18 protein-coding genes are annotated in these 18,953 nt (G+C 70.3%); 12 read left to right on the plus strand and 6 right to left on the minus strand.

Annotated features, from left to right (window positions below):
- Window positions 1-153: 153 nt before the first annotated feature.
- The 6 genes from GY24_RS03305 to mnhG are packed head-to-tail and all read left to right on the plus strand — an operon-like array spanning window position 154 to window position 6,618.
- Window positions 154-3,087 (plus strand): Na+/H+ antiporter subunit A, encoded by a 2,934-nt coding sequence (locus GY24_RS03305; protein WP_104474353.1) that lies wholly within the window; start codon window positions 154-156, stop codon window positions 3,085-3,087.
- Window positions 3,084-3,707, plus strand: coding sequence for a sodium:proton antiporter (locus GY24_RS03310; protein WP_104474354.1), 624 nt, complete (start codon window positions 3,084-3,086; stop codon window positions 3,705-3,707). The genes GY24_RS03305 and GY24_RS03310 overlap by 4 nt, the downstream gene beginning before the upstream one ends.
- Window positions 3,707-5,275 carry a Na+/H+ antiporter subunit D gene (locus tag GY24_RS03315; RefSeq protein ID WP_104474355.1) on the plus strand — a complete coding sequence of 523 codons (1,569 nt, stop codon included), beginning with the start codon at window positions 3,707-3,709 and terminating at the stop codon, window positions 5,273-5,275. The genes GY24_RS03310 and GY24_RS03315 overlap by 1 nt, the downstream gene beginning before the upstream one ends.
- Entirely contained in the window at window positions 5,272-5,964 is a 693-nt protein-coding gene (locus GY24_RS03320) for a Na+/H+ antiporter subunit E (protein ID WP_156786404.1), read from the plus strand. The genes GY24_RS03315 and GY24_RS03320 overlap by 4 nt, the downstream gene beginning before the upstream one ends.
- A 1-nt stretch (window position 5,965) precedes the next feature.
- Window positions 5,966-6,238 (plus strand): monovalent cation/H+ antiporter complex subunit F, encoded by a 273-nt coding sequence (locus tag GY24_RS03325; RefSeq protein WP_104474356.1) that lies wholly within the window; start codon window positions 5,966-5,968, stop codon window positions 6,236-6,238.
- Window positions 6,235-6,618, plus strand: coding sequence for a monovalent cation/H(+) antiporter subunit G (gene mnhG, locus GY24_RS03330; RefSeq protein WP_104474357.1), 384 nt, complete (start codon window positions 6,235-6,237; stop codon window positions 6,616-6,618). Before GY24_RS03325 ends, mnhG begins: the two co-directional genes overlap by 4 nt.
- A gap of 76 nt (window positions 6,619-6,694) precedes the next feature.
- Here the strand turns inward: mnhG and GY24_RS03335 are convergent, their stop codons facing one another.
- Window positions 6,695-7,234 carry a MarR family winged helix-turn-helix transcriptional regulator gene (locus GY24_RS03335; RefSeq protein WP_233279174.1) on the minus strand — a complete coding sequence of 180 codons (540 nt, stop codon included), beginning with the start codon at window positions 7,232-7,234 and terminating at the stop codon, window positions 6,695-6,697.
- A 110-nt stretch (window positions 7,235-7,344) separates the two neighbouring features.
- On the opposite strand from GY24_RS03335, the gene GY24_RS03340 reads away from it, so the two are divergent.
- A complete protein-coding gene (locus GY24_RS03340; RefSeq protein WP_104474358.1) occupies window positions 7,345-7,920 on the plus strand; it encodes an NADPH-dependent F420 reductase in 576 nt (191 codons plus the stop codon).
- A gap of 118 nt (window positions 7,921-8,038) precedes the next feature.
- Window positions 8,039-8,575, plus strand: coding sequence for a hypothetical protein (locus GY24_RS03345; RefSeq protein WP_104474359.1), 537 nt, complete (start codon window positions 8,039-8,041; stop codon window positions 8,573-8,575).
- 8 nt (window positions 8,576-8,583) lie between these two features.
- Here GY24_RS03345 and GY24_RS03350 read toward each other — a convergent pair whose 3' ends face one another.
- On the minus strand, window positions 8,584-9,420 hold the full coding sequence (locus GY24_RS03350; protein WP_104474360.1) for an MBL fold metallo-hydrolase: 837 nt from the start codon (window positions 9,418-9,420) through the stop codon (window positions 8,584-8,586).
- A 105-nt stretch (window positions 9,421-9,525) separates the two neighbouring features.
- Here GY24_RS03350 and GY24_RS03355 point away from each other — a divergent pair, with 105 nt between their 5' ends.
- Window positions 9,526-10,272: an NUDIX hydrolase gene (locus GY24_RS03355; RefSeq protein ID WP_104474361.1), complete on the plus strand. Its 747-nt coding sequence runs from the start codon at window positions 9,526-9,528 to the stop codon at window positions 10,270-10,272.
- A 29-nt stretch (window positions 10,273-10,301) separates the two neighbouring features.
- On the opposite strand, the gene GY24_RS03360 is transcribed toward GY24_RS03355, so the two are convergent.
- Both GY24_RS03360 and GY24_RS03365 read right to left on the minus strand, forming a co-directional pair.
- Complete coding sequence (locus GY24_RS03360) at window positions 10,302-11,339, minus strand: serine hydrolase domain-containing protein (RefSeq protein ID WP_104474362.1); 1,038 nt, start codon at window positions 11,337-11,339, stop codon at window positions 10,302-10,304.
- Between the two features lie 258 nt (window positions 11,340-11,597).
- Window positions 11,598-12,587: a LacI family DNA-binding transcriptional regulator gene (locus tag GY24_RS03365; RefSeq protein ID WP_104474363.1), complete on the minus strand. Its 990-nt coding sequence runs from the start codon at window positions 12,585-12,587 to the stop codon at window positions 11,598-11,600.
- Window positions 12,588-12,715: 128 nt separating this feature from the next.
- Here GY24_RS03365 and araB point away from each other — a divergent pair, with 128 nt between their 5' ends.
- Genes araB through araA form a run of 3 tightly spaced genes read left to right on the plus strand, consistent with a single transcriptional unit; the run spans window position 12,716 to window position 16,727 of the window.
- The gene (gene araB / locus GY24_RS03370; RefSeq protein WP_104474364.1) at window positions 12,716-14,473 is read left to right on the plus strand and encodes a ribulokinase; all 1,758 of its coding nucleotides are present in this window, start codon (window positions 12,716-12,718) and stop codon (window positions 14,471-14,473) included.
- Window positions 14,470-15,195, plus strand: a complete 726-nt coding sequence (locus GY24_RS03375) for an L-ribulose-5-phosphate 4-epimerase (protein ID WP_104474365.1) — start codon at window positions 14,470-14,472, stop codon at window positions 15,193-15,195. Before araB ends, GY24_RS03375 begins: the two co-directional genes overlap by 4 nt.
- Window positions 15,196-15,209: 14 nt before the next feature.
- On the plus strand, window positions 15,210-16,727 hold the full coding sequence (gene araA / locus GY24_RS03380; RefSeq protein WP_104474394.1) for an L-arabinose isomerase: 1,518 nt from the start codon (window positions 15,210-15,212) through the stop codon (window positions 16,725-16,727).
- Window positions 16,728-16,852: 125 nt separating this feature from the next.
- On the opposite strand, the gene GY24_RS03385 is transcribed toward araA, so the two are convergent.
- Together GY24_RS03385 and GY24_RS03390 are read right to left on the minus strand one after the other, a co-directional pair.
- On the minus strand, window positions 16,853-18,151 hold the full coding sequence (locus GY24_RS03385; protein ID WP_202972904.1) for a sugar ABC transporter permease: 1,299 nt from the start codon (window positions 18,149-18,151) through the stop codon (window positions 16,853-16,855).
- Window positions 18,148-18,903: an ATP-binding cassette domain-containing protein gene (locus GY24_RS03390; RefSeq protein WP_104474366.1), complete on the minus strand. Its 756-nt coding sequence runs from the start codon at window positions 18,901-18,903 to the stop codon at window positions 18,148-18,150. The genes GY24_RS03385 and GY24_RS03390 overlap by 4 nt, the downstream gene beginning before the upstream one ends.
- Between the last annotated feature and the right edge of the window lie 50 nt (window positions 18,904-18,953).

The raw sequence follows: 18,953 nt of genomic DNA on the forward strand, positions 1-18,953 counted from the left end.
AGCGAGCCTAGCCGCGCCGCGGTGCCCCGCAAATGGGGGATGTCCCGGATCGCACCCTGAGTCGCCGCAGCGAGGATGCTGCGAAGCCTCTGCAAAACAGCACTGCCGAGGCTTGGTATTCTTGACGAAACCGCGACCAGGCAGGGGAGATTGATGATCTTCTCTCTTGTGGCGGTTGGAATCCTGGCCATCGCCACCCCCCTGCTCACGCGGTGGCTGAAGGCGCGCGTGTTCTGGCTGATCGCCCTCGCCCCCGCGGCGCTGTTCGGGATCACTCTCGCCCAGGCGCCCGGCGTCCTGGCCGGCACACCGGTCACCGAGACATTCCCATGGATTCCCCAGCTTGGCATTGAGCTCAGCTTCCGGATGGATCCGCTCGCGCTGCTGCTCGCCCTGATCGTCACCGGCGTCGGTGCGCTCGTGCTCGCCTACTGCGCCCGGTACTTCAGTGACGACGAGCCAGGCCTCGGGCGCTTTGCCGCCCTCCTGCTGGCCTTCGCCGGTGTGATGTACGGCCTGGTCACGAGCGACGACGTGATCGTCATGTTCGTGTTCTGGGAGGCCACGAGCGTTCTGTCCTACCTGCTCATCGGCCACAACACCGGCCGCAAGTCCAGCCGTGGTGCGGCGCTCCAGGCACTGACCGTCACCACCTTCGGTGGCTTGGCCATGCTCGTGGGCATTGTGATGCTCGTCATGGCCAGCGGCACGACGTCGATCACCGAGATCGTCGCCAACCCGGTCGGCGGCACCCTCGGCCAGGTGGCGATCGTGCTCGTGCTCCTCGGCGCGCTCAGCAAGAGTGCGCTCGTGCCGTTCCACTTCTGGCTGCCGGCCGCCATGGCCGCTCCCACCCCGGTCAGCGCCTACCTGCACGCCGCCGCCATGGTGAAGGCGGGCATCTACATCATCGCCCGCTTCGCCCCCGGCTACGCGGATCAGCCGCTCTGGCAACCGCTCCTTGTCACGATCGGCGTGCTCACGATGCTCGTCGGCGGCTGGCGTGCCATGCGCCAGTACGACCTCAAGCTGATCCTCGCCTACGGCACTGTCAGCCAGCTCGGCTTCCTCACCATCATGCTCGGCTTCGGCACGAGGGACGCTGCCCTGGCCGGCGCCGCGCTGCTGCTCGCGCACGCCCTCTACAAGGCGACGCTGTTCCTTGTGGTCGGCATCATCGACCACGCGACCGGCACCCGGGACTGGCGCAAGCTCTCCGGCTTGGGCCGGCGGATGCCCGTGCTGGCCGTGATCGCGTCGATCGCCGTCGCATCGATGGCCGGCCTTCCGCCGCTGCTCGGCTTCGTCGCCAAGGAGAGCGTCTTCGCGTCCCTCCTCGAGGCCACCTCGGGCGGGGCCGGGCAGAGCGAGTTCTGGGCCTGGTTCGCCCTCGTCGGCGTTGTGCTGGGCTCCGTGCTCACCGTCGCCTACAGCCTGCGCTTCATCTGGGGTGCGTTCTCGACCAAGGCGGACGTCGGCGCCATCCAGCTGCACAACACCGGCTTCGGCATCCTGACGGCCCCGCTCGTGCTCTCGCTCGCGACGATCGGCGGCGGTGTCGCCGCCGGCACGGTCGACGCCCTGGTGGCGCCATACGCAGACACCCTGCCCGGCCCGCACGAGCAGCATCTGGCCCTCTGGCACGGCTTCGAGCCCGCGCTGGCCATCTCCGCCGGCGTGCTGCTGCTCGGGTTCGTCTTGATGCGGCGTCGCCGCCAGGTCGCCCGCTTGCAGGCCAAGCTGCCGCAGGCCGTGGACGCCGGGCGGGAGTACGTGCAGTTCATGCGCGCCTTGGACCGCTTCGCGGCCGCGTTGACCACGCGCATCCAGCGCGGCGGCCTGCCGGCCTACCTGGCCGTGATCATCGGCGTCTTCGTGCTCGGCCTGGGCCTCTCCGCCGCCCTCAACCGCTCGTGGCCGGAGGGCGTCGTGCCCTGGGACTACGCCGTCCAGCCGTTCATCGCCCTGGTCATGGGCATGGCCGCGATCGGCGCCGCCATCGCCGGCCACCGCATGACCGCGGTGCTGCTGGTCGGGGTCACCGGCTACGGCCTCGTGCTGCTCTTCGCGATGGGCGGTGCCCCCGACCTCGCCCTCACCCAGGCGCTCGTCGAGACGCTCACCGTCGTCGTCTTCGTGCTCGTGCTCCGCCGCCTCCCGCAGCAGATCGCGGCGCGCAACAAGGCCGTGCGCAAGGGCCTCCGCGCGGCCCTCGGCATCCTCGCCGGCACCGTGATGGCCGTGATCGCGGTGATCGCCCTCGGCGCCCGCGAGGCGGCATCCATCTCGGCCGAGCTGCCCGCACTGGCCGCGGAGGCGCACGGCAAGAACATCGTCAACGTCATGCTCGTCGACATCCGGGCCTGGGACACCATGGGCGAGATCGCGGTGCTCGTCGCCGTCGCGACCGGCGTCGCCAGCCTCGTCTTCATCTCGGGCCGGGCCGCGCCCGTCGAGCGCATGGAGGGCGGCGGCGAGCGACGCAACCGCCCCGTGCTCAACAGCAGCGCCGTCTCCCGCCAGACCTGGCTCCTGGCCGGCCGCACGCTCTCACCGCAGAACCGCTCGATCATCATCGAGGTGCTCGTTCGCCTGCTCTTCCACCCGGCCATCATCGTCTCGATCTACCTGCTCTTCGTCGGGCACAACCAGCCGGGCGGCGGCTTCGCGGGCGGGCTGCTGGCCGGTCTCGCGCTGGTGGCGCGCTACCTCGCCGGAGGCCGCTACGAGCTGGCAGAGGCCGTGCCCATCGATGCAGGCAAGCTGCTCGGAACGGGTCTGCTGCTGGCCGTCGGAACCGCGCTCAGCTCGATGTTCTTCGGGCTGCAGGTGCTGGAGTCCTCGTGGTTCGAGGCGAGCATCCCGGTGCTCGGCGAGATCTCGATCGGCACCTCGACGATCTTCGACATCGGCGTCTACCTGGTGGTCTTCGGTCTCGTGCTCGACATCCTGCGCAGCCTCGGCAGCGAGGTTGACCGGCAGCAGGAAGACCAGGAGGACGACGAGGAAGACGCGGAGTACGCGCGGCCGAGCACCTCAGACACCAACCCGGCCAAGCCAAACCAAGCAGAGGGGGGATCCCGATGAACGCCTCGATGACCCTCATCCTGCTGATGGCCGTGATGTACGCCTCCGGTGTCTACGTCATGCTCGAGCGCAGCCTCACTCGCGTGCTGATCGGCTTCCTGCTGGTCGGCAACGCCACCAACATCCTGCTGTTCCTGATGAGCGGGCGGCCCGGCCTGGGCCCGATCATGAACGACGGAGTGGATGCCGCCGACATCTCCGACCCGCTGCCGCAAGCCCTGATCCTCACCGCCATCGTCATCAACCTCGGCATCACCGCCTTCATGCTCGCCCTCATCTACCGCTCCTGGTGGCTCGCCCAGCTGGGCGCCAAGGGCGACCTCATCGACGATGAAGAGCAAGACCTCGAGGACGCGCTGGCTTCCGCCGCGGAGCTGCGCCGCTCCGAGGACGACGACACCGCCATCCACGCCATCCTCGACGCCAGTGACGAGCACCTCGACGCGACGGGCGACGTCGACGACACCGCACGTGACGCCGACACGGATGCCGCAGAGCTGCTCGCCGAGCTCACCGCGCTCGATGTGCCGACGGACACCTCCCCGATCGAGGTGCAGCGCAGCGAGCAGGCTGGGCGCGACGGGACAGACGACACTTCACCGCGAGACGGGAGCAGCTGATGCCAGAGCTCATCCCGCTCATGGTCCTGATCCCCCTGATCGCGGCCGCACTCACCGTCATCTTCGGGCGCCAGCCGCGCCTGCAGGTGGCCATCAGCAGCACCGCGCTGACCGCCACCGTCGCGATCAGCGCCGTGCAGATCGCCCTCATCGACCAGAACGGCCCGGCGGTCGTCGCCGTCGGCGGCTGGGCGGCGCCCTGGGGCATCGCCCTCGTGGTGGACAGGCTCTCGGCCATCATGCTGCTGATCTCGGCGATCATGCTGCTCGGCGTGCTCATCTACTCCATCGGCCAGGGGGTCGCCGACCGCCACCGCGAGACGCCGGTGTCGATCTTCCACCCCAGCTACCTCATCCTCTCTGCCGGAGTCTTCACCACCTTCATCGCCGGCGACCTGTTCAACCTCTACGTCGGCTTCGAGGTGCTGCTCGCGTCGAGCTACGTGCTGCTCACGCTCGGCGGCACCGGTGAGCGGATCCGCGCCGGCGTCACCTACATCATCGTCAGCCTGGTCAGCTCGCTGTTCTTCCTGGCTTCCATCGCGCTGATCTACGGCGCGACGGGAACGGTCAACATGGCCCAGCTCTCCGTGCGGCTCGGAGAGCTCCCGGCCGACGTGCAACTGGTGCTGCACGTGCTGCTGCTGATCGGCTTCGGCATCAAGGCCGCGGTGTTCCCACTCTCCTTCTGGCTGCCGGATTCCTACCCGACGGCGCCCGCGCCGGTGACTGCCGTGTTCGCCGGCCTGCTCACCAAGGTGGGGGTCTACGCCCTGATTCGTACCGAGACGGTGCTCTTCGCCGGGCACGATCTGAGCGCGCTGTTCCTGGTGATCGGCAGCCTGACGATGATCGTCGGCATCCTCGGCGCGCTCGCCCAGGCCGACATCAAACGACTGCTCTCGTTCACCCTGGTCAGCCACATCGGCTACATGCTGTTCGGCATCGGGCTGGCCACCACGCTGGGCCTGGCCGCGACCATCTACTACGTTGTGCACCACATCACCGTGCAGACGACGCTGTTCCTCACGACCGGACTCATCGAGCGCACCGGCGGCGCCACCTCCATCAACCGGCTGGCCGGCCTGCTCAAGGCCTCGCCGCTCGTCGCCATCCTCTTCTTCATCCCGGCGCTGAACCTCGGCGGCATCCCGCCCTTCTCTGGCTTCATCGGCAAGGTCGGCCTATTCATGGCCGGCGCCGCGGCGCCCAGCCCGCTCGTCTGGATCGGGATCGCTGCCGGTGCGATCACCTCCCTGCTCACCCTGTACGCGCTCACCCGGTTCTGGAACATGGCCTTCTGGCGCGGCAAGGGCGAGCTCAAGGGCTACGAGTCGGTGCTGATCGAGTCGTTGCAGGAGGCCCCGGAGGCCCCGGACGCCTCGGTGGCGGTCAAGACCCGCACGGTGCCTGCCACGATGCTCGCCGTGACCGCCGGCATGGTCGCGCTGACCGTGGCGCTCACGGTATTCGCCGGACCGCTGTTCGGCATTGCCGAGCGGGCTGCAGAAGACCTGAAGACCCCGGCCTTCTACATCGACACCGTCTTCCCTGGGGGTGTGCAGTGACCGAGGCACAGAACGAGAACCCATCGAACCCGGCCCCCATGCGCGGCGGCGTCATCCCGACCAGCCGTGTGCCCAGCGGGCCGGCCTTCCCCGAGACGGAGCAGACACACCGGCAGAACCTGTGGCGCCAATTCCCCCTGCTCGTCATCCTGGTCGCGCTCTGGCTGCTGCTCTGGGAAGAGATCACGGTGATGAGCGTCGTGACCGGCGTGCTGCTGGCGCTGTTCGTCACCCGCGTGTTCTACCTGCCGCCGATCGCGCTGAGCGGGCGGCTGAACCCGTGGCGACTGCTGATCTTCGTCGGGCGGATGATCTCCGACATCACCTTCGCCTCACTGCACGTGGCCTGGCTGGCGATCAACCCGCGGTACCACCCGATCAACTCGATCCTCGCGATCAAGCTGCACACGCGCAGCGACCTCGTCATCACCCTGACCGCGGTCTCGATCTCGCTCGTCCCCGGCACCGTGGTAATCGACGCCGACCGGGAGAACGCGATCCTCTACATCCATGCCCTCGGCACGCGCACCCCGGAGGACATCGACAGAATCCGGCGCGATGTGCTCGGCACGGAGGAGCGCATCGTGCTGGCGATCGGCGCGAAGGACGAGGCCGACGGCATCCGTGCGGACCGCCGAGAGCGCGAGGGCGGCGTCGGAACCGTCGGCGCGAGACGGAAGGGAGACTGACATGTCGTTCCTCATGATTGTCGCCGTGCTGGCCGGAGTGATGTTCGGGATCGGCGCGCTCTGCGCGGTCTACCGGATCATTCGCGGGCCGTCGATCCTGGATCGGGCCCTGGCCGCCGACGTCATGCTCGCGATCGCCATCTGCGCGCTCGGCGCCGAGATGGCCATCAACCGGCACACCGACACGCTGCCCGTGCTGCTGGTGCTGGCCATGTTCGCCATCGTCGGCTCGATCAGCATCGCCCGCTTCATGTCCAAGCAGGACGCATCATGAACGAGATCCTCGCCGGTGTGCTCATCCTGCTCAGCGCCTTCCTGTCGATGGCTGCCGGCATCGGCATCCTGCGCTTCCCCGACGTGCTCTCGCGCCTGCACGCGTCGACGAAGCCGCAGATTCTCGGTGTGGCGGCGATCGTGGTCGCCATCTGGCTGCTGAACCCGAGCTGGGGCGTCGCCTCGACGCTGATCCTGGTGCTCGGCTTCCAGATGATGACGCAGCCGATGACGGCGCACATGATCGGCCGTGCCGCGTACCGCACCGAGCACGTGCGCGCCGACCTGCTCATCGCCGATGAGATCGCGGATGCCGTCGATGCGGCGTCCGCGGCCGAGGCCGAGGCCTCAGAGGCCGGGGAGTCGCGCCCCGCCGAGTAGCGGCCCCCGCTGGTTGAGCGGCCCCCGCGGTTGAGTTTGTCGAAACCCCCGGGCTGCCCGGGCTCGAGCGGCCCAGTTACGGCGCGGGGTCGAGCGCCTTGGCCGGGTGGCAAGCCGTGGCGGTGAGCCGGCCGTCCGGGTCGAGCCGCTCCAGCAGCGAGCCGGCGATCGCGTAGAGCTGGTCGAGCTGCTCGGCGCTGAGCGCGTCGAGCACGGTGCTGCGCACGGTGTCGTGGTGGCCGGGCGCCGCGGCGTCGAGCAGGGCGAGGCCCTCCGGCGTGATGCGCGCATTCGTGGCCCGGCGGTCCTCCGGGCACGGGAAGCGCTCGACGAGGCCGCGCTCCTCGAGCCGGCGCACGACGTGCGAGAGGCGGGGGAGCGTGGCATTCGTGCTGGCGGCCAGCGCCGTCATCCGCATGGCCTCTCCCGGCGCGGACGCCAACGCCATCAGCGTCATGTACTCGAAGTGGGTGAGCTTGGCGTCGCGCAGCAGCTGGGCGTCCAGCACGGGAGGCAGCAGCTCGACGACCGCGATCAGGCGCTGCCAGGCTGCGGCCTCGTCGTCGTTCATCGGGCGCGGGCCGGCCGTGCTGGTGCTGCGTGCTGGCTCGGTCATGCCCCCAGTCTACCGCTTGTCGCGGCAATAGTTGACGCAACAAGTAAATGGGGTTATGGTTTTACTTGTTGGAACAACCAAAGCGCCCCGGCGCAGATTGCAGGAGAGACATGACCACGGTCAGCATCATCGGAAACGGCAACATGGGCACCGCAATCGGCGGCATCGTGACGGCCGGCGGCAACAATGTCGAGTTCATCGGGCGTGACGCGGACGCCGCGATCAACGGCGACATCGTCGTGCTCGCCGTCGGTTACCCGGCCGTCGCCGACGTCATCGCCGCGCACGGCGACAAGCTCGCCGGCAAGGTCGTCGTCGACATCACCAACCCGCTCAACTTCGAGACCTTCGACTCGCTCGTCGTACCCGCCGACGGCTCGGCCGCCGCGGTCATCGCCGAGGCGCTGCCCGCCTCCAGCGTGCTCAAGGCCTTCAACACGAACTTCGCCGCCACCCTGGCCGGCAACACCGTCGGCGGCAACGCCGCCACCACCGTGCACATCGCCGGTGACAGCGCAGACGCGAAGGCGCTGCTCGGCTCGGTGCTGCAGGCCGGAGGCGTCGCCTCCGTCGACGCCGGCGCTCTCGCCCGCGCCCGCGAGCTGGAGGCAATCGGGTTCCTGCAGCTCACGCTCGCCGTGCAGGAGAAGATCGGCTGGAACGCCGGCTTCGCGCTGATCAAGTAGTGCAACGGCCCCGCCTCGGCGGGGCCGTCGGACGAGGGGCCCGCTCTGGATGGAGCGGGCCCTTTGTCGTTCCCGGCCGAGGACGCCCTAGGATCGCTGCAAGGAAGAGGGGTGTCGGATGGGCGGCAACGAGCTCGAGGTGCGCGAGCGCGCGGACGCGACGGGGGTGCGCGGCTTCGCCCGCTCGGTGGTGACCGAATCGGCCGTCTACGGCGTGATCCTGGTGTCGGCGATGGTGATCGTCACGGGGCAGAAGTCCGACGCGTCGATCGATGTATTCCTCAAGGTGCTTGGCACCGTGATCGTATTCTGGATCGCGCATATCTTCGCCGAGGTCGTCGGCGGCTTCGGGGCGACCGGGGGCGACGACGCGGTGTCGGTGCGCAAGTTGATCGCGCACGGCGTGCAGCGCTCCTGGGGCCTGCTCGCCGCTGCGCTGATCCCGCTCGGCGTGATCCTGCTCGGCACGGTCGGCGTGCTCAGCGACGATGCCGCCGTCTGGGCGGCGCTCTGGGTCGACGTCGTGCTGCTCGGCGTGCTCGGCTATCTGGCCGTCGCCCGCCGGACGCGGCGGCAGGCCCCACGGGTGGTGGGCGCGCTGCTGACCGCCGCGCTCGGGGTCGGGATCATGCTGCTCAAGGCCTTCATCCACTGAGAGAGGCGTCAGCGCGCCGAGGCGGCGGCCAGGTGGGCGAGCTGGGCGCGCACGGCGGCATGGGCCGCCGGCAGGATGGCGGGGTCGACGTCTGGGTAGACGAGGGCGGTGACGCGCTCCGTGAGCTCCGCGGGCTGCGGATCCGCCGGGTCGACGCCGAGGGTCGCCAGCGCGGCGCGCACCTCGTCCAGGCGCCTCCGCCTGTGCTCCAGGTACTGGGCCCCGACCTCGGCGAGGCTTGGCAGCGTCGGCCCGTGGGCGGGCAGCGCGAGCGCCGGGCCGAGGGCGACCAGTCGCTCCAGCGACGCCAGGTACTCGCCCAGGGTGCCGTCCGGGTGGGCGATGACCGTGCTGCCGCGACCGAGGATCGTGTCGCCGGTCAGCACGGAGCCGGAGCCGGCGCCGGCGTCGGCGCCGGCGGAGTCCGCGTCGCCGGCCGCGTCCTCCGGGAGCAGGAAGCACAACGAGTCGGCCGTGTGGCCCGGCGTGTGCAGCACGACGATCTCGGTGCCGGCCGCCGCGATCCGCTCGCCATCCCGCAGCGGGGCGCCGCCGATGCAGTAGTCGGCGTCGAACGCCCGGACGCGCGCCCCGGTGAGCGCGGCCAGGCGCGCGCTGGCCGCGGTGTGGTCGGCATGCCCGTGGGTCACCAGGATCAGCTCGATCGGGCCGGATGCCACCAGTGCGGCCACGTGGGACTCGTCCAGCGGGCCCGGGTCGACGAGCACGGATGCCGCGGCATCCGTGCCCCGAATCAGGTAGCTGTTCGTGCCGTCGAGGGTCATCGGGCCGGGGTTTGGCGCGCGCAGCCGCCGGGTGAGGCGGCTCGTTCTCGTGGCGTCCATGCATGAATCCTTCGACTGTCTCGTCGCATCCTATGGCCGAGATGCGCCATCGGGCTGTGTGCCCCGCGCGGTTGTCGTAGGGTGGGGCGGTCGAGGGAGACGGCCATGAAGACCAACGATCGCACGGCGCCGGCGGGTGTGACCGGGCTGGCCGCCACCGTCGTGCTGCTGCGCGCGGGAGCGCAGCGTGCGCCCGGCGTCGAGGTGCTGCTGCTCGAGCGTCCGCACGACCGGGGCAGCTTCGCCGGAGCATGGGTCTTCCCCGGCGGCGCCGTCGACCCCGAGGAGCTTCCCGCCGGGCACGGCCCGGCTGGGCGCGGGCCTCTGGAGCTCACACTGACCGAGGAGGAAGCGGCGAGCCGGCGCGCGGCCGTTCGCGAGACCCGTGAGGAAACGGGCCTGGTGCTGCAGGCGGCGCAGCTCGCGCCGCTCTCGCGCTGGCACCCGCCTCGGGAGGCGCCGAAACGCCTGCGCACCTGGTTCTGGCTCGCCGCGGCTCCAGCGGGCCCCATCACCGTGGCGCCGGACGAGGCCGTTGGCCACCGCTGGCTGAGCCCGGATGCCGCGCTCGCGCAGCACGCGCGCGGTGAACTGCGGCTCTTCCCGCCGACCTGGCTCACGCTGCACGGGCTGCTCGGTGCGACATCCGTCGCCGCACTGCTGCAGCGTGCCCGGGGGAGCGAGCGGGCGGAGTTCGCCACACGCATGCTGCCGGGCGGGGGCATGACCGTGTGGCCCCCGGATGTCGCGTACGGCCAGGATGCGGCCGACCCCGCGCGGATTGATGCGCCCGGCCCGCGCAACCGGCTGGACATGCGCGAGCTGCCCTGGCGCTATCTGCGCGCGGGCTGAGCGGAGCTTCGCGACTCGCGCCGGCAGCCTCAGTCGCGCGCGGCCAGTGAGGCGATGCGGGCGAGCACCTGGTGCGAGAGTTGGCGCTTGTCCATCTGGTTGACGGTGCCGGCGATCACGAGGTGCTTCTCGGGGGCGTAGTAGAGCACCGAGCCGATCGACCCCGAGTGCCCGACGAGCCGTGGCATCGGGTCAAGCGGTGAGAACACCCGCGGCAGGGTGTACTGCATCACCCCGAGCCCGTAGCGCAGCGGGCCGAAGACGGAGTTCGTCTGCGCGGTCAGCTGGGGCAGCCAGTGCGGGTCGAACAGCTCCCCGCCGAGGAACGCGCGCAGGAAGCGGGTGCACTCGGGCAGCGTGGAGACGATCGCCCCCTGTGAGCCGCAGGAGGCGAGCGTCAGCGGCAGGCGCAGCGGCCGGCCCTTCGAGAAGAACGGCGCGACCTCGTCGTAGCGCTGCATCGTGTCCCGGTCGAAGAGGTAGCTGTTGCCGAGGCCGAGCGGGCGGAAGATCTGCGTGTCCAGCGCGTCGCGATAGCTCTGCCCGCCGGCCTGCTCGATCACGAGGCCGAGCAGGGTGAAGTTCGTGTCGGAGTAGTGCGCGCGGCTGGTGCCGGGGGCGAAGCGCGCCGGCATCCGCCGAGTGCGCTCGATGGACTCGTCCGGCGTCCAGGCGAGATCGCCGGCGAGCGACTCGGCGAGGAACCCGCCCGGCCCCTCGAAGTAGTCGGCGAGGCCGCTGGTCTGGCTGAGCAGTTGGCGCACGGTGATCGAGCCGCCGTGGTCGACGCCGCCGTGGGTGTTCAGGCCCTGCATGGTGCCGGCCGGCAGGTAGTCGGCGGCGGGCTTGTCCAGATCGACCAGGCCGGCGTCGACGAGGCGCAGCACCAGCACCGTCGTGTACAGCTTGGTGATGCTGGCGATGAAGATCGGTTGGTCCTGCTCGCCGAACGTCCACGACCAGTCGGAGTCGGTGCGCTCCACCCGCCAGAGCACCGCGCCGGTGAGGCGGTGGGCGGCGGCCCGCGTGGCGGCGGCGTCGAGCTTGGTGGTGAGTGCGTCGGTCATGGTTGGCACGGTGTCAGATCCCCCAGGATGCGCCGGTTTGCGCCGGCATTCGGTCGAGTTCGGAGAGGTCGAGGGCGGCCACGCCGTGGATGCGGGCATCGATCGTGTGCGCTCTGCCCCTGCATCCGGCCCAGCGCGCTCCTCGATCCCCCCGAGGAGCACATCGACGTCCTCGTCGGCCTTCAGTATCCGACACAGCCTGCCATGCCTGCGGCTTGTCCGGCAGCACCCGTTCAGGGTTCACCGGGCGTCTGTGGGTCAGTCGGCGGATGCCTGCGCGGTCGACTCGCGCTCGACCAGAGCGAACGGCACCGTGATGGTGCGGGCCGGCAGCGGCTCGCCCCGCTCGGCGATGCGCTCGGCCAGCATCTGCACGGCCAGCGTGGCGATCTGCTCGCGGCCGGGGCTGATGGTCGTCAGTGCCGGCAGCGAGTAGCGGGCGTCGTCCAGGTCGTCGAAACCGATCACCGACACCTGCTCCGGCACGCGGATGCCGCGCTGCCCGAGGGTGCGCAGGGCGCCGAGCGCGAGCGCATCGTTGAACGCAACGATGCCGTCGAACGGGGTGCCGGAATTCAGAAGCGCCTCGGTCGCGGCGGCGCCGTCGAAACGGGTCCAGGACTCCACGGCGCGCTCGAGCTCGGGCCGGCTGTCCAGGCCGGCGGCCGCCAGCGCCTGCCGGTAGCCGAGCAGGCGCAGGCTCCCCGCCCCTGAGGTGTCGCCGGGCCGGGCGCCGAGCGCGACGATCCGGCGCCGGCCGAGCGCGAGCAGGTGCTCGGTCGCGGCGCGGATGGCCTCGGTGTTGCGCATTGTCACGTGGTCGACGGGGGAGTGGGGGCCGGCCGGGAGCTGGGCGTAGAGGCCGGTGTCCTCCGCCTCGCTGCCGAGCGTGCTGAACAGCATGCCGTCGACGAGCTGCGCCGTGCTGGCGCGCGCCCCGGCATCCGCGCCCCGGGACTGCTCGATCAGCACCGACAGCCCCTCGCGCTCGGCCGCCTCGATGACGGCCTCGGCCAGTTCGGCGAAGTAGGGGTTCCGCAGCGTCGGCAGCACCAGGCTGATGACGCCGGTGCGGCCGGAGCGGAGGTTGCGCGCGGTCAGGTTCGGCCGGTAGCCGACGGCCGCGATCGCGTCGAGCACGCGTTGCTTGGTGGCCGGCCGGATGTTCGGGTGGTCGTGGATGACGTTGGAGACCGTCTTGATCGAGACGCCGGCGAGCTGGGCGACGTCGGAGAGCGTTGCGGCCATGGTGCTCCTCCGTCGGCGTGGGTGGGAGTCACCAAGCTATCAGGGTTCGCCTAGACGCTCGGCGTTCTGGCTGCTACGTTTACAACGTTGTAAACGAGGCCGTGAGCGGCCAGCAAAGGAGCACCCGCGTGAGCACGAGCAGCACTTCCCCCGCCGAGACGAGCGGCCCAGAGCAGAGCACCGCCGAGCAGTACGTCATCGGCGTCGATTACGGAACCCTCTCCGGCCGCGCCGTTGTCGTGCGTGTCTCCGATGGCGCAGAGCTCGGCTCCGCCACCCTCGACTACCCGCACGCCGTGATGGACACCGCGCTGACCGCCGGCCCGGCCGCGGTAGCCGGCGCCCCGATCGCCCTCGCGCCCGACTGGGCGCTGCAGGTGCCGGCCGACTACGTCGCCGTGCTGCGAAGCGCCGTGCCCGCGGCCGTCGCCGCGGCCGGGATCGACCCGGCGCAGGTGATCGGCATCGGCACCGACTTCACCGCCTGCACCATGGTGCCGACGCTCGCCGACGGCACGCCGCTCAGCGAGCTGCCCGCCTACGCCGACCAGCCGCACGCCTACGTGAAGCTGTGGAAGCACCACGCGGCGCAGCCGCACGCCGACCGCATCAACGAGCTCGCGGAGGCGCGCGCCGAGTCCTGGCTGCCGCGCTACGGCGGCCTCATCTCGAGCGAGTGGGAGTTCGCCAAGGGGCTGCAGCTGCTCGAGGAGGCCCCCGCGGTCTACGCGGCGATGGAGCACTGGGTCGAGGCGGCCGACTGGATCGTCTGGCAGCTCACCGGCCAGTACGTGCGCAACGCCTGCACCGCCGGCTACAAGGGCATCTGGCAGGACGGCGAATACCCGTCGCGCGACTTCCTCGCCGCACTGAACCCCGACTTCGCCGGCTTCGTCAGCGACAAGCTCGAGCACCGGATCGGCCAGCTCGGTGACGCCGCCGGCACGCTGAGCGCCGAGGCGGCGGCCTGGACGGGCCTGCCGGAGGGCATCGCCGTGGCCGTCGGCAACGTCGACGCGCACGTCACCGCCCCGGCCGCGCAGGCCGTGCAGCCCGGCCAGATGGTCGCCATCATGGGCACCAGCACTTGCCACGTGATGAACTCCGACACCCTCGCCGAGGTGCCCGGCATGTGCGGCGTCGTCGACGGCGGCATCGTCTCTGGGCTCTACGGCTACGAGGCCGGCCAGTCCGGCGTCGGCGACATCTTCGCCTGGTACGTCAAGAACCAGGTGCCCGCCGGCTACGTCGCGGCGGCGGATGCCGCGGGCACCAGCATCCACCAGTACCTCACCGACCTCGCCTACCGGGAGCCGGTCGGCGCCCACGGCCTGATCGCCCTGGACTGGCAGAGCGGCAACCGCTCGGTGCTGGTCGACCACGAGCTCTCCGGTGTCGTGCTCGGCACCACGCTCACCACCCGGCCGGAGGAGGTCTACCGGGCGCTGCTGGAGGCGACCGCGTTCGGCACCCGCACCATCGTGGAGACCTTCAACGCCAGCGGCGTTCCCGTCACCGAGTTCATCGTGGCCGGCGGGCTGCTGAAGAACCCGCAGCTGATGCAGACCTACAGCGACGTGCTGCGGATGCCGATCTCGACCATCGCCAGCGAACAGGGCCCCGCGCTCGGCTCGGCCATCCACGCCGCCGTCGCCGCCGGCGCCTACGAGAACGTGCTCGCGGCCGGGCAGGCGATGGGCAAGCTGAACAAGGACGTCTACCGGCCGAACGCGGCATCCGCCGACGCCTACGACGCGCTGTTCGCCGAGTACACCCTGCTGCACGACTACTTCGGGCGCGGTGGCAACGAGGTGATGCACCGGTTGCGTGCGCTGAAGCGGGACGCCGTGGCAACCGACGCCGACACGCAGGAGGCCGCGGCATGACCGTCTTCGACCCGGCCGGCTTCGACCCGGAGCTGGAGGACGCGATCCAGGCCGTGCGCCAGGACGTCTCCGCGCTGCACGGGGAGCTCGTGCGCAACGGCCTCGTCATCTGGACCGGCGGCAACGTCTCCGGCCGGGTGCCCGGCGCCGACCTCTTCGTGATCAAGCCGTCCGGCGTCGCCTACGACGACCTGGCGCCGGAGAACATGATCCTCTGCGACCTGGACGGCGCCGTGATCGCCGGCACCCCGGGCAGCGAGCGCTCGCCCTCCAGCGACACCGCCGCGCACGCCTACGTTTACCGCAACATGCCGGAGGTCGGCGGTGTCGTGCACACCCACTCCGACTACGCCACCGCCTGGGCGGCGCGCGGCGAGGAGATCCCGTGCGTCATCACCGCGATGGCCGACGAATTCGGCGGCCCGATCCCGGTCGGCCCGTTCGCGATCATCGGCGACGACTCGATCGGCCGCGGCATCGTCGAGACGCTGAGCGGCCACCGCTCGCGCGCCGTGCTGATGGCGAACCACGGCCCGTTCACGATCGGCCGTGACGCCCGCGACGCGGTGAAGGCCGCCGTCATGGTCGAGGACGTCGCCCGCACCGTGCACATCGCCCGGCAGGGCGGACCGCTCATCCCGCTCGCCCAGGAGGCGATCGACTCCCTCTTCACCCGCTACCAGAACGTCTACGGACAAGCACCCCAAGGAGCCATTGCCTGATGTCAGAGCACCGCATGCCGAAACTCACCACCTCGCTCGACCACTACGAAGTCTGGTTCCTCACCGGCAGCCAGAACCTCTACGGCGAGGAGACGCTGCGCCAGGTCGCCAGCCAGTCCCAGCAGATCGCCGGCGCGCTGGACGCCGCGGGCGACGTGCCCGTGAAGGTCGTCTGGAAGCCCGTGCTCAAGGACTCCGACTCGATCCGCCGGCTCGCCCTCGAGGCGAACGCCGCCGACAACGTCATCGGCGTCATCGCCTGGATGCACACCTTCTCGCCAGCCAAGATGTGGATCCACGGCCTGGACGCGCTGGCCAAGCCGCTGCTGCATCTGCACACGCAGGCCAACGTCGAGCTGCCGTGGGGCGAGATCGACTTCGACTTCATGAACCTCAACCAGGCCGCCCACGGCGACCGGGAGTTCGGCTACATCCAGACCCGGCTGGGCGTGGTGCGCAAGACCGTCGTCGGCCACGTCAGCAACCCGGCCGTCACCGCGCAGGTCGGCGGCTGGCAGCGCGCGGCCGCCGGCTGGGCGGCATCCCGCAGCATGAAGCTCGCCCGCTTCGGCGACAACATGCGCTACGTCGCCGTCACAGAGGGCGACAAGACCGAGGCGGAGCTGCGCTTCGGCGTGCAGGTGAACACCTGGGGCGTGAACGAGCTCGCGGATGCCGTGCACGCGGCGTCCGACGCGGCGATCGACGCCCTCGTCGCCGAGTACGAGGAGCTCTACACCGTCGCCCCCGAGCTGCGTCGGGGCGGGGAGCGGCACGAGTCGCTGCGCTACGGCGCCGCGATCGAGATCGGGCTGCGCGCCTTCCTCGAGGAGGGCGGCTTCAGCGCCTTCACCACCTCCTTCGAAGACCTGGGCGCGCTGCGCCAGCTGCCCGGCCTGGCCGTGCAGCGGCTGATGGCCGACGGCTACGGCTTCGGCGCGGAGGGCGACTGGAAGACCGCCATCCTGGTGCGCGTCGCGAACGTGATGGGTGCCGGCCTGCCCGGCGGCGCCTCGCTGATGGAGGACTACACCTACGACATGACGCCGGGGAACGAGCTGATCCTCGGCGCCCACATGCTCGAGGTCTCGCCGTCGCTGACCACCCAGAAGCCGACGCTCGAAGTGCACCCGCTCGGCATCGGCGGCAAGGAGGACCCGGTGCGCCTGGTCTTCACCGCCGACTCCGGCCCCGCCGTCGTCGTCGCGCTGAGCGACATGCGCGACCGCTTCCGCCTGGTCGCCAACGTCGTCGAGGTGGTGCAGCCGACCGCCCCGCTGCCGAACCTCCCCGTCGGCCGAGCCGTCTGGAAGCCGGCGCCGGACTTCGCCACGAGCGCGGCCGCCTGGCTGACCGCCGGCGCCGCCCACCACACCGTGATGTCGACGGCGGTCGGCATTGAGGTGTTCCAGGACTTCGCCGAGATGGCCGGCACCGAGCTGCTCGTCATCGACGAGTCGACCGAGCTGCGCGAGTTCGGCCGGCAGCTGCGCTGGAACCAGGCCTACTACCGCCTGGCGCAGGGCCTGTAGCCGCGCGACCCGGCGGCATCCTGCCCCGGCTCGCAACACATCCGTCGAAACGGCGCCACCTCAGGTGGCGCCGTTTCGCCGCCGCCACCAGCGCGGAATTATTCGAGGCCGGGCTCCCCGGCCCGTCAGCGTCTTGTGAGCGAGCCGCCGGCGCGCACCCGCGACACGGCGTCGACCGTGGCCGCGAGAATCAGCACCGCGCCGGTCACGACGTAGTTGACGCCGGCCGGCAGGTTCAGCAGGCCGAGCCCGTTCGTGATCACGGCGATCACAAGGGCGCCGATCGCGGCGTGCAACAGGCGGCCGCGCCCGCCGAACAGGCTCACCCCGCCGACGACGGCCGCCGCGACACCGCTCAGCACGATGTCGCGACCTGCCGCGGCATCCACCGAGCCGACCTTGGAGATGCTGAACAGGCCGGAGATCACGGCGAGCGTCGAACACACGATGAACGCCGTCCAGCGGATGAGCACCACCTTGACGCCGGCGCGCCTGGCTGCCTCTGCGTTGCCGCCGACCGCGTAGATGTAGCGGCCGAACTTGGTGCGGTCGAGCACGAAGGTTCCGGCCCAGAGGATCGCCAGCGTGATCGGCACCACGATCGGCACACCGGACACCGGCTTGAAGCCGGTGCCTCGGTCGTTGCTGAGGAGGGCGACGACGACGCCGCCGATCACGAGGATCACGCCCAGCTTGATCCAGACCAGCGCGATGGTGCGGTTCGGCACTCCCGCGCGGGTGCGTCTGGCTCGGTCCCAGAGGGAGGTGCCGAGCGAGACGGCGAGGATCACCGCGAGCATCGCCCAGCCCGCCCAGACCGGCATGTTGGCGTTCATGATCGAGAGGATCTCCGGCGTCTGCACGCGGTACAGGCCGCCGCTGCCGATGATGATCAGCTCGAGCCCCTGGAACCCGAGGAACAGGCCGAGCGTCACGACGAATGACGGGATGCCGACCCGGGCGACGAAGAAGCCGATGAACGTTCCGATGGCCACACCGGTCAGCAGCGCGATCAACAGGGCGAGCATCCAGTTGAAGCCGTTCACGTTCACCAGCACGACGAAGATGCACATCGTCAGGCCCGAGGTGACGCCGGCGGAGAGGTCGATCTCGCCGAGCAGGATCACGAAGACGAGCGCCATGCCGAGCATCACGAGCGTCGCAGCCTGGGTGAGCAGGTTGGCGAAGTTGCGCTCCGTCAGGAAGAACGGGCTGAGGATCGCGAACATGATGCTCAGCACGACGAAGCCGCCGATCGCGGGCAGCGCCCCCATCTCGCCGTGCCGCACCCGCTGCAGGTAGGCACGGGCCTGATCCATCACAGTGCCCTCCTGCCCGCTTCCGATCAGCTCGGCGGTGCTGCGGGTGGCGAGCACGTCGGTGGGGGTCGGGTCCGGCGCCTGGCTGGGCGCCCCGATGGTCATGCCTGCACCCCGTTGTACGTCTTGCTGCCGGTGATGTAGCCCACGATGTCGTCGCGGTTGGTGTCCTCCGCCTTGACGGATGCCACCATCTGGCCGAGATAGAGCACGCTGATGTAGTCGGCGACGGCAAACACATCCGCGAGGTTGTGGCTGATCAGGATGACGGCGACCCCCTGTTCAGCGAGCCGGCCGACGAGCTCGAGCACCTGCTCCGTCTGCGCGACGCCGAGGGCGGCCGTCGGCTCGTCGAGCACGACCACCTTCGCCTTCTTCAGCACGGAGCGCGCGATCGCCACCGTCTGGCGCTGCCCGCCGGAGAGGGAGGACACCTTCTGCCGCACCGAACTCACCGTCCTGACCGAGAGCTGACGCAGCGTCTCCGCCGCCTCGCGCTCCATCAGGCCCTCGTCGAAGGTGCCGAAGCCGAGCTCCTCGCGCCCGAGGAACATGTTCTGCACGATGTCGAGGTTGTCGCAGAGCGCCAGGTCCTGGTACACCACCTCGATGCCGAGCCGGGACGCCTCCCGCGGCGAGTGCAGGTGCACCGCCTCGCCGGCGAAGCGCACCTCCCCGGAATCGTAGGGCTGCACCCCGGCGAGCCCCTTGATCAAAGTGGACTTGCCCGCGCCGTTGTCGCCGACCAGGGCGGTCACCTTGCCGGGGTAGGCCCGGAGGTTCACGCCCTTCAGCACGCTGACGGGGCCGAAACTCTTGACGATGTTCGTCAGTTCGATGATTGGTGCCTCAGCCATGGGTCGTCCTCCCGGCATGTCGACGTTGACAGGGAGAGGGAAAGGAGGGG

Source organism: Microterricola pindariensis (genome assembly GCF_002936985.1).
Lineage (GTDB): Bacteria > Actinomycetota > Actinomycetes > Actinomycetales > Microbacteriaceae > Microterricola > Microterricola pindariensis.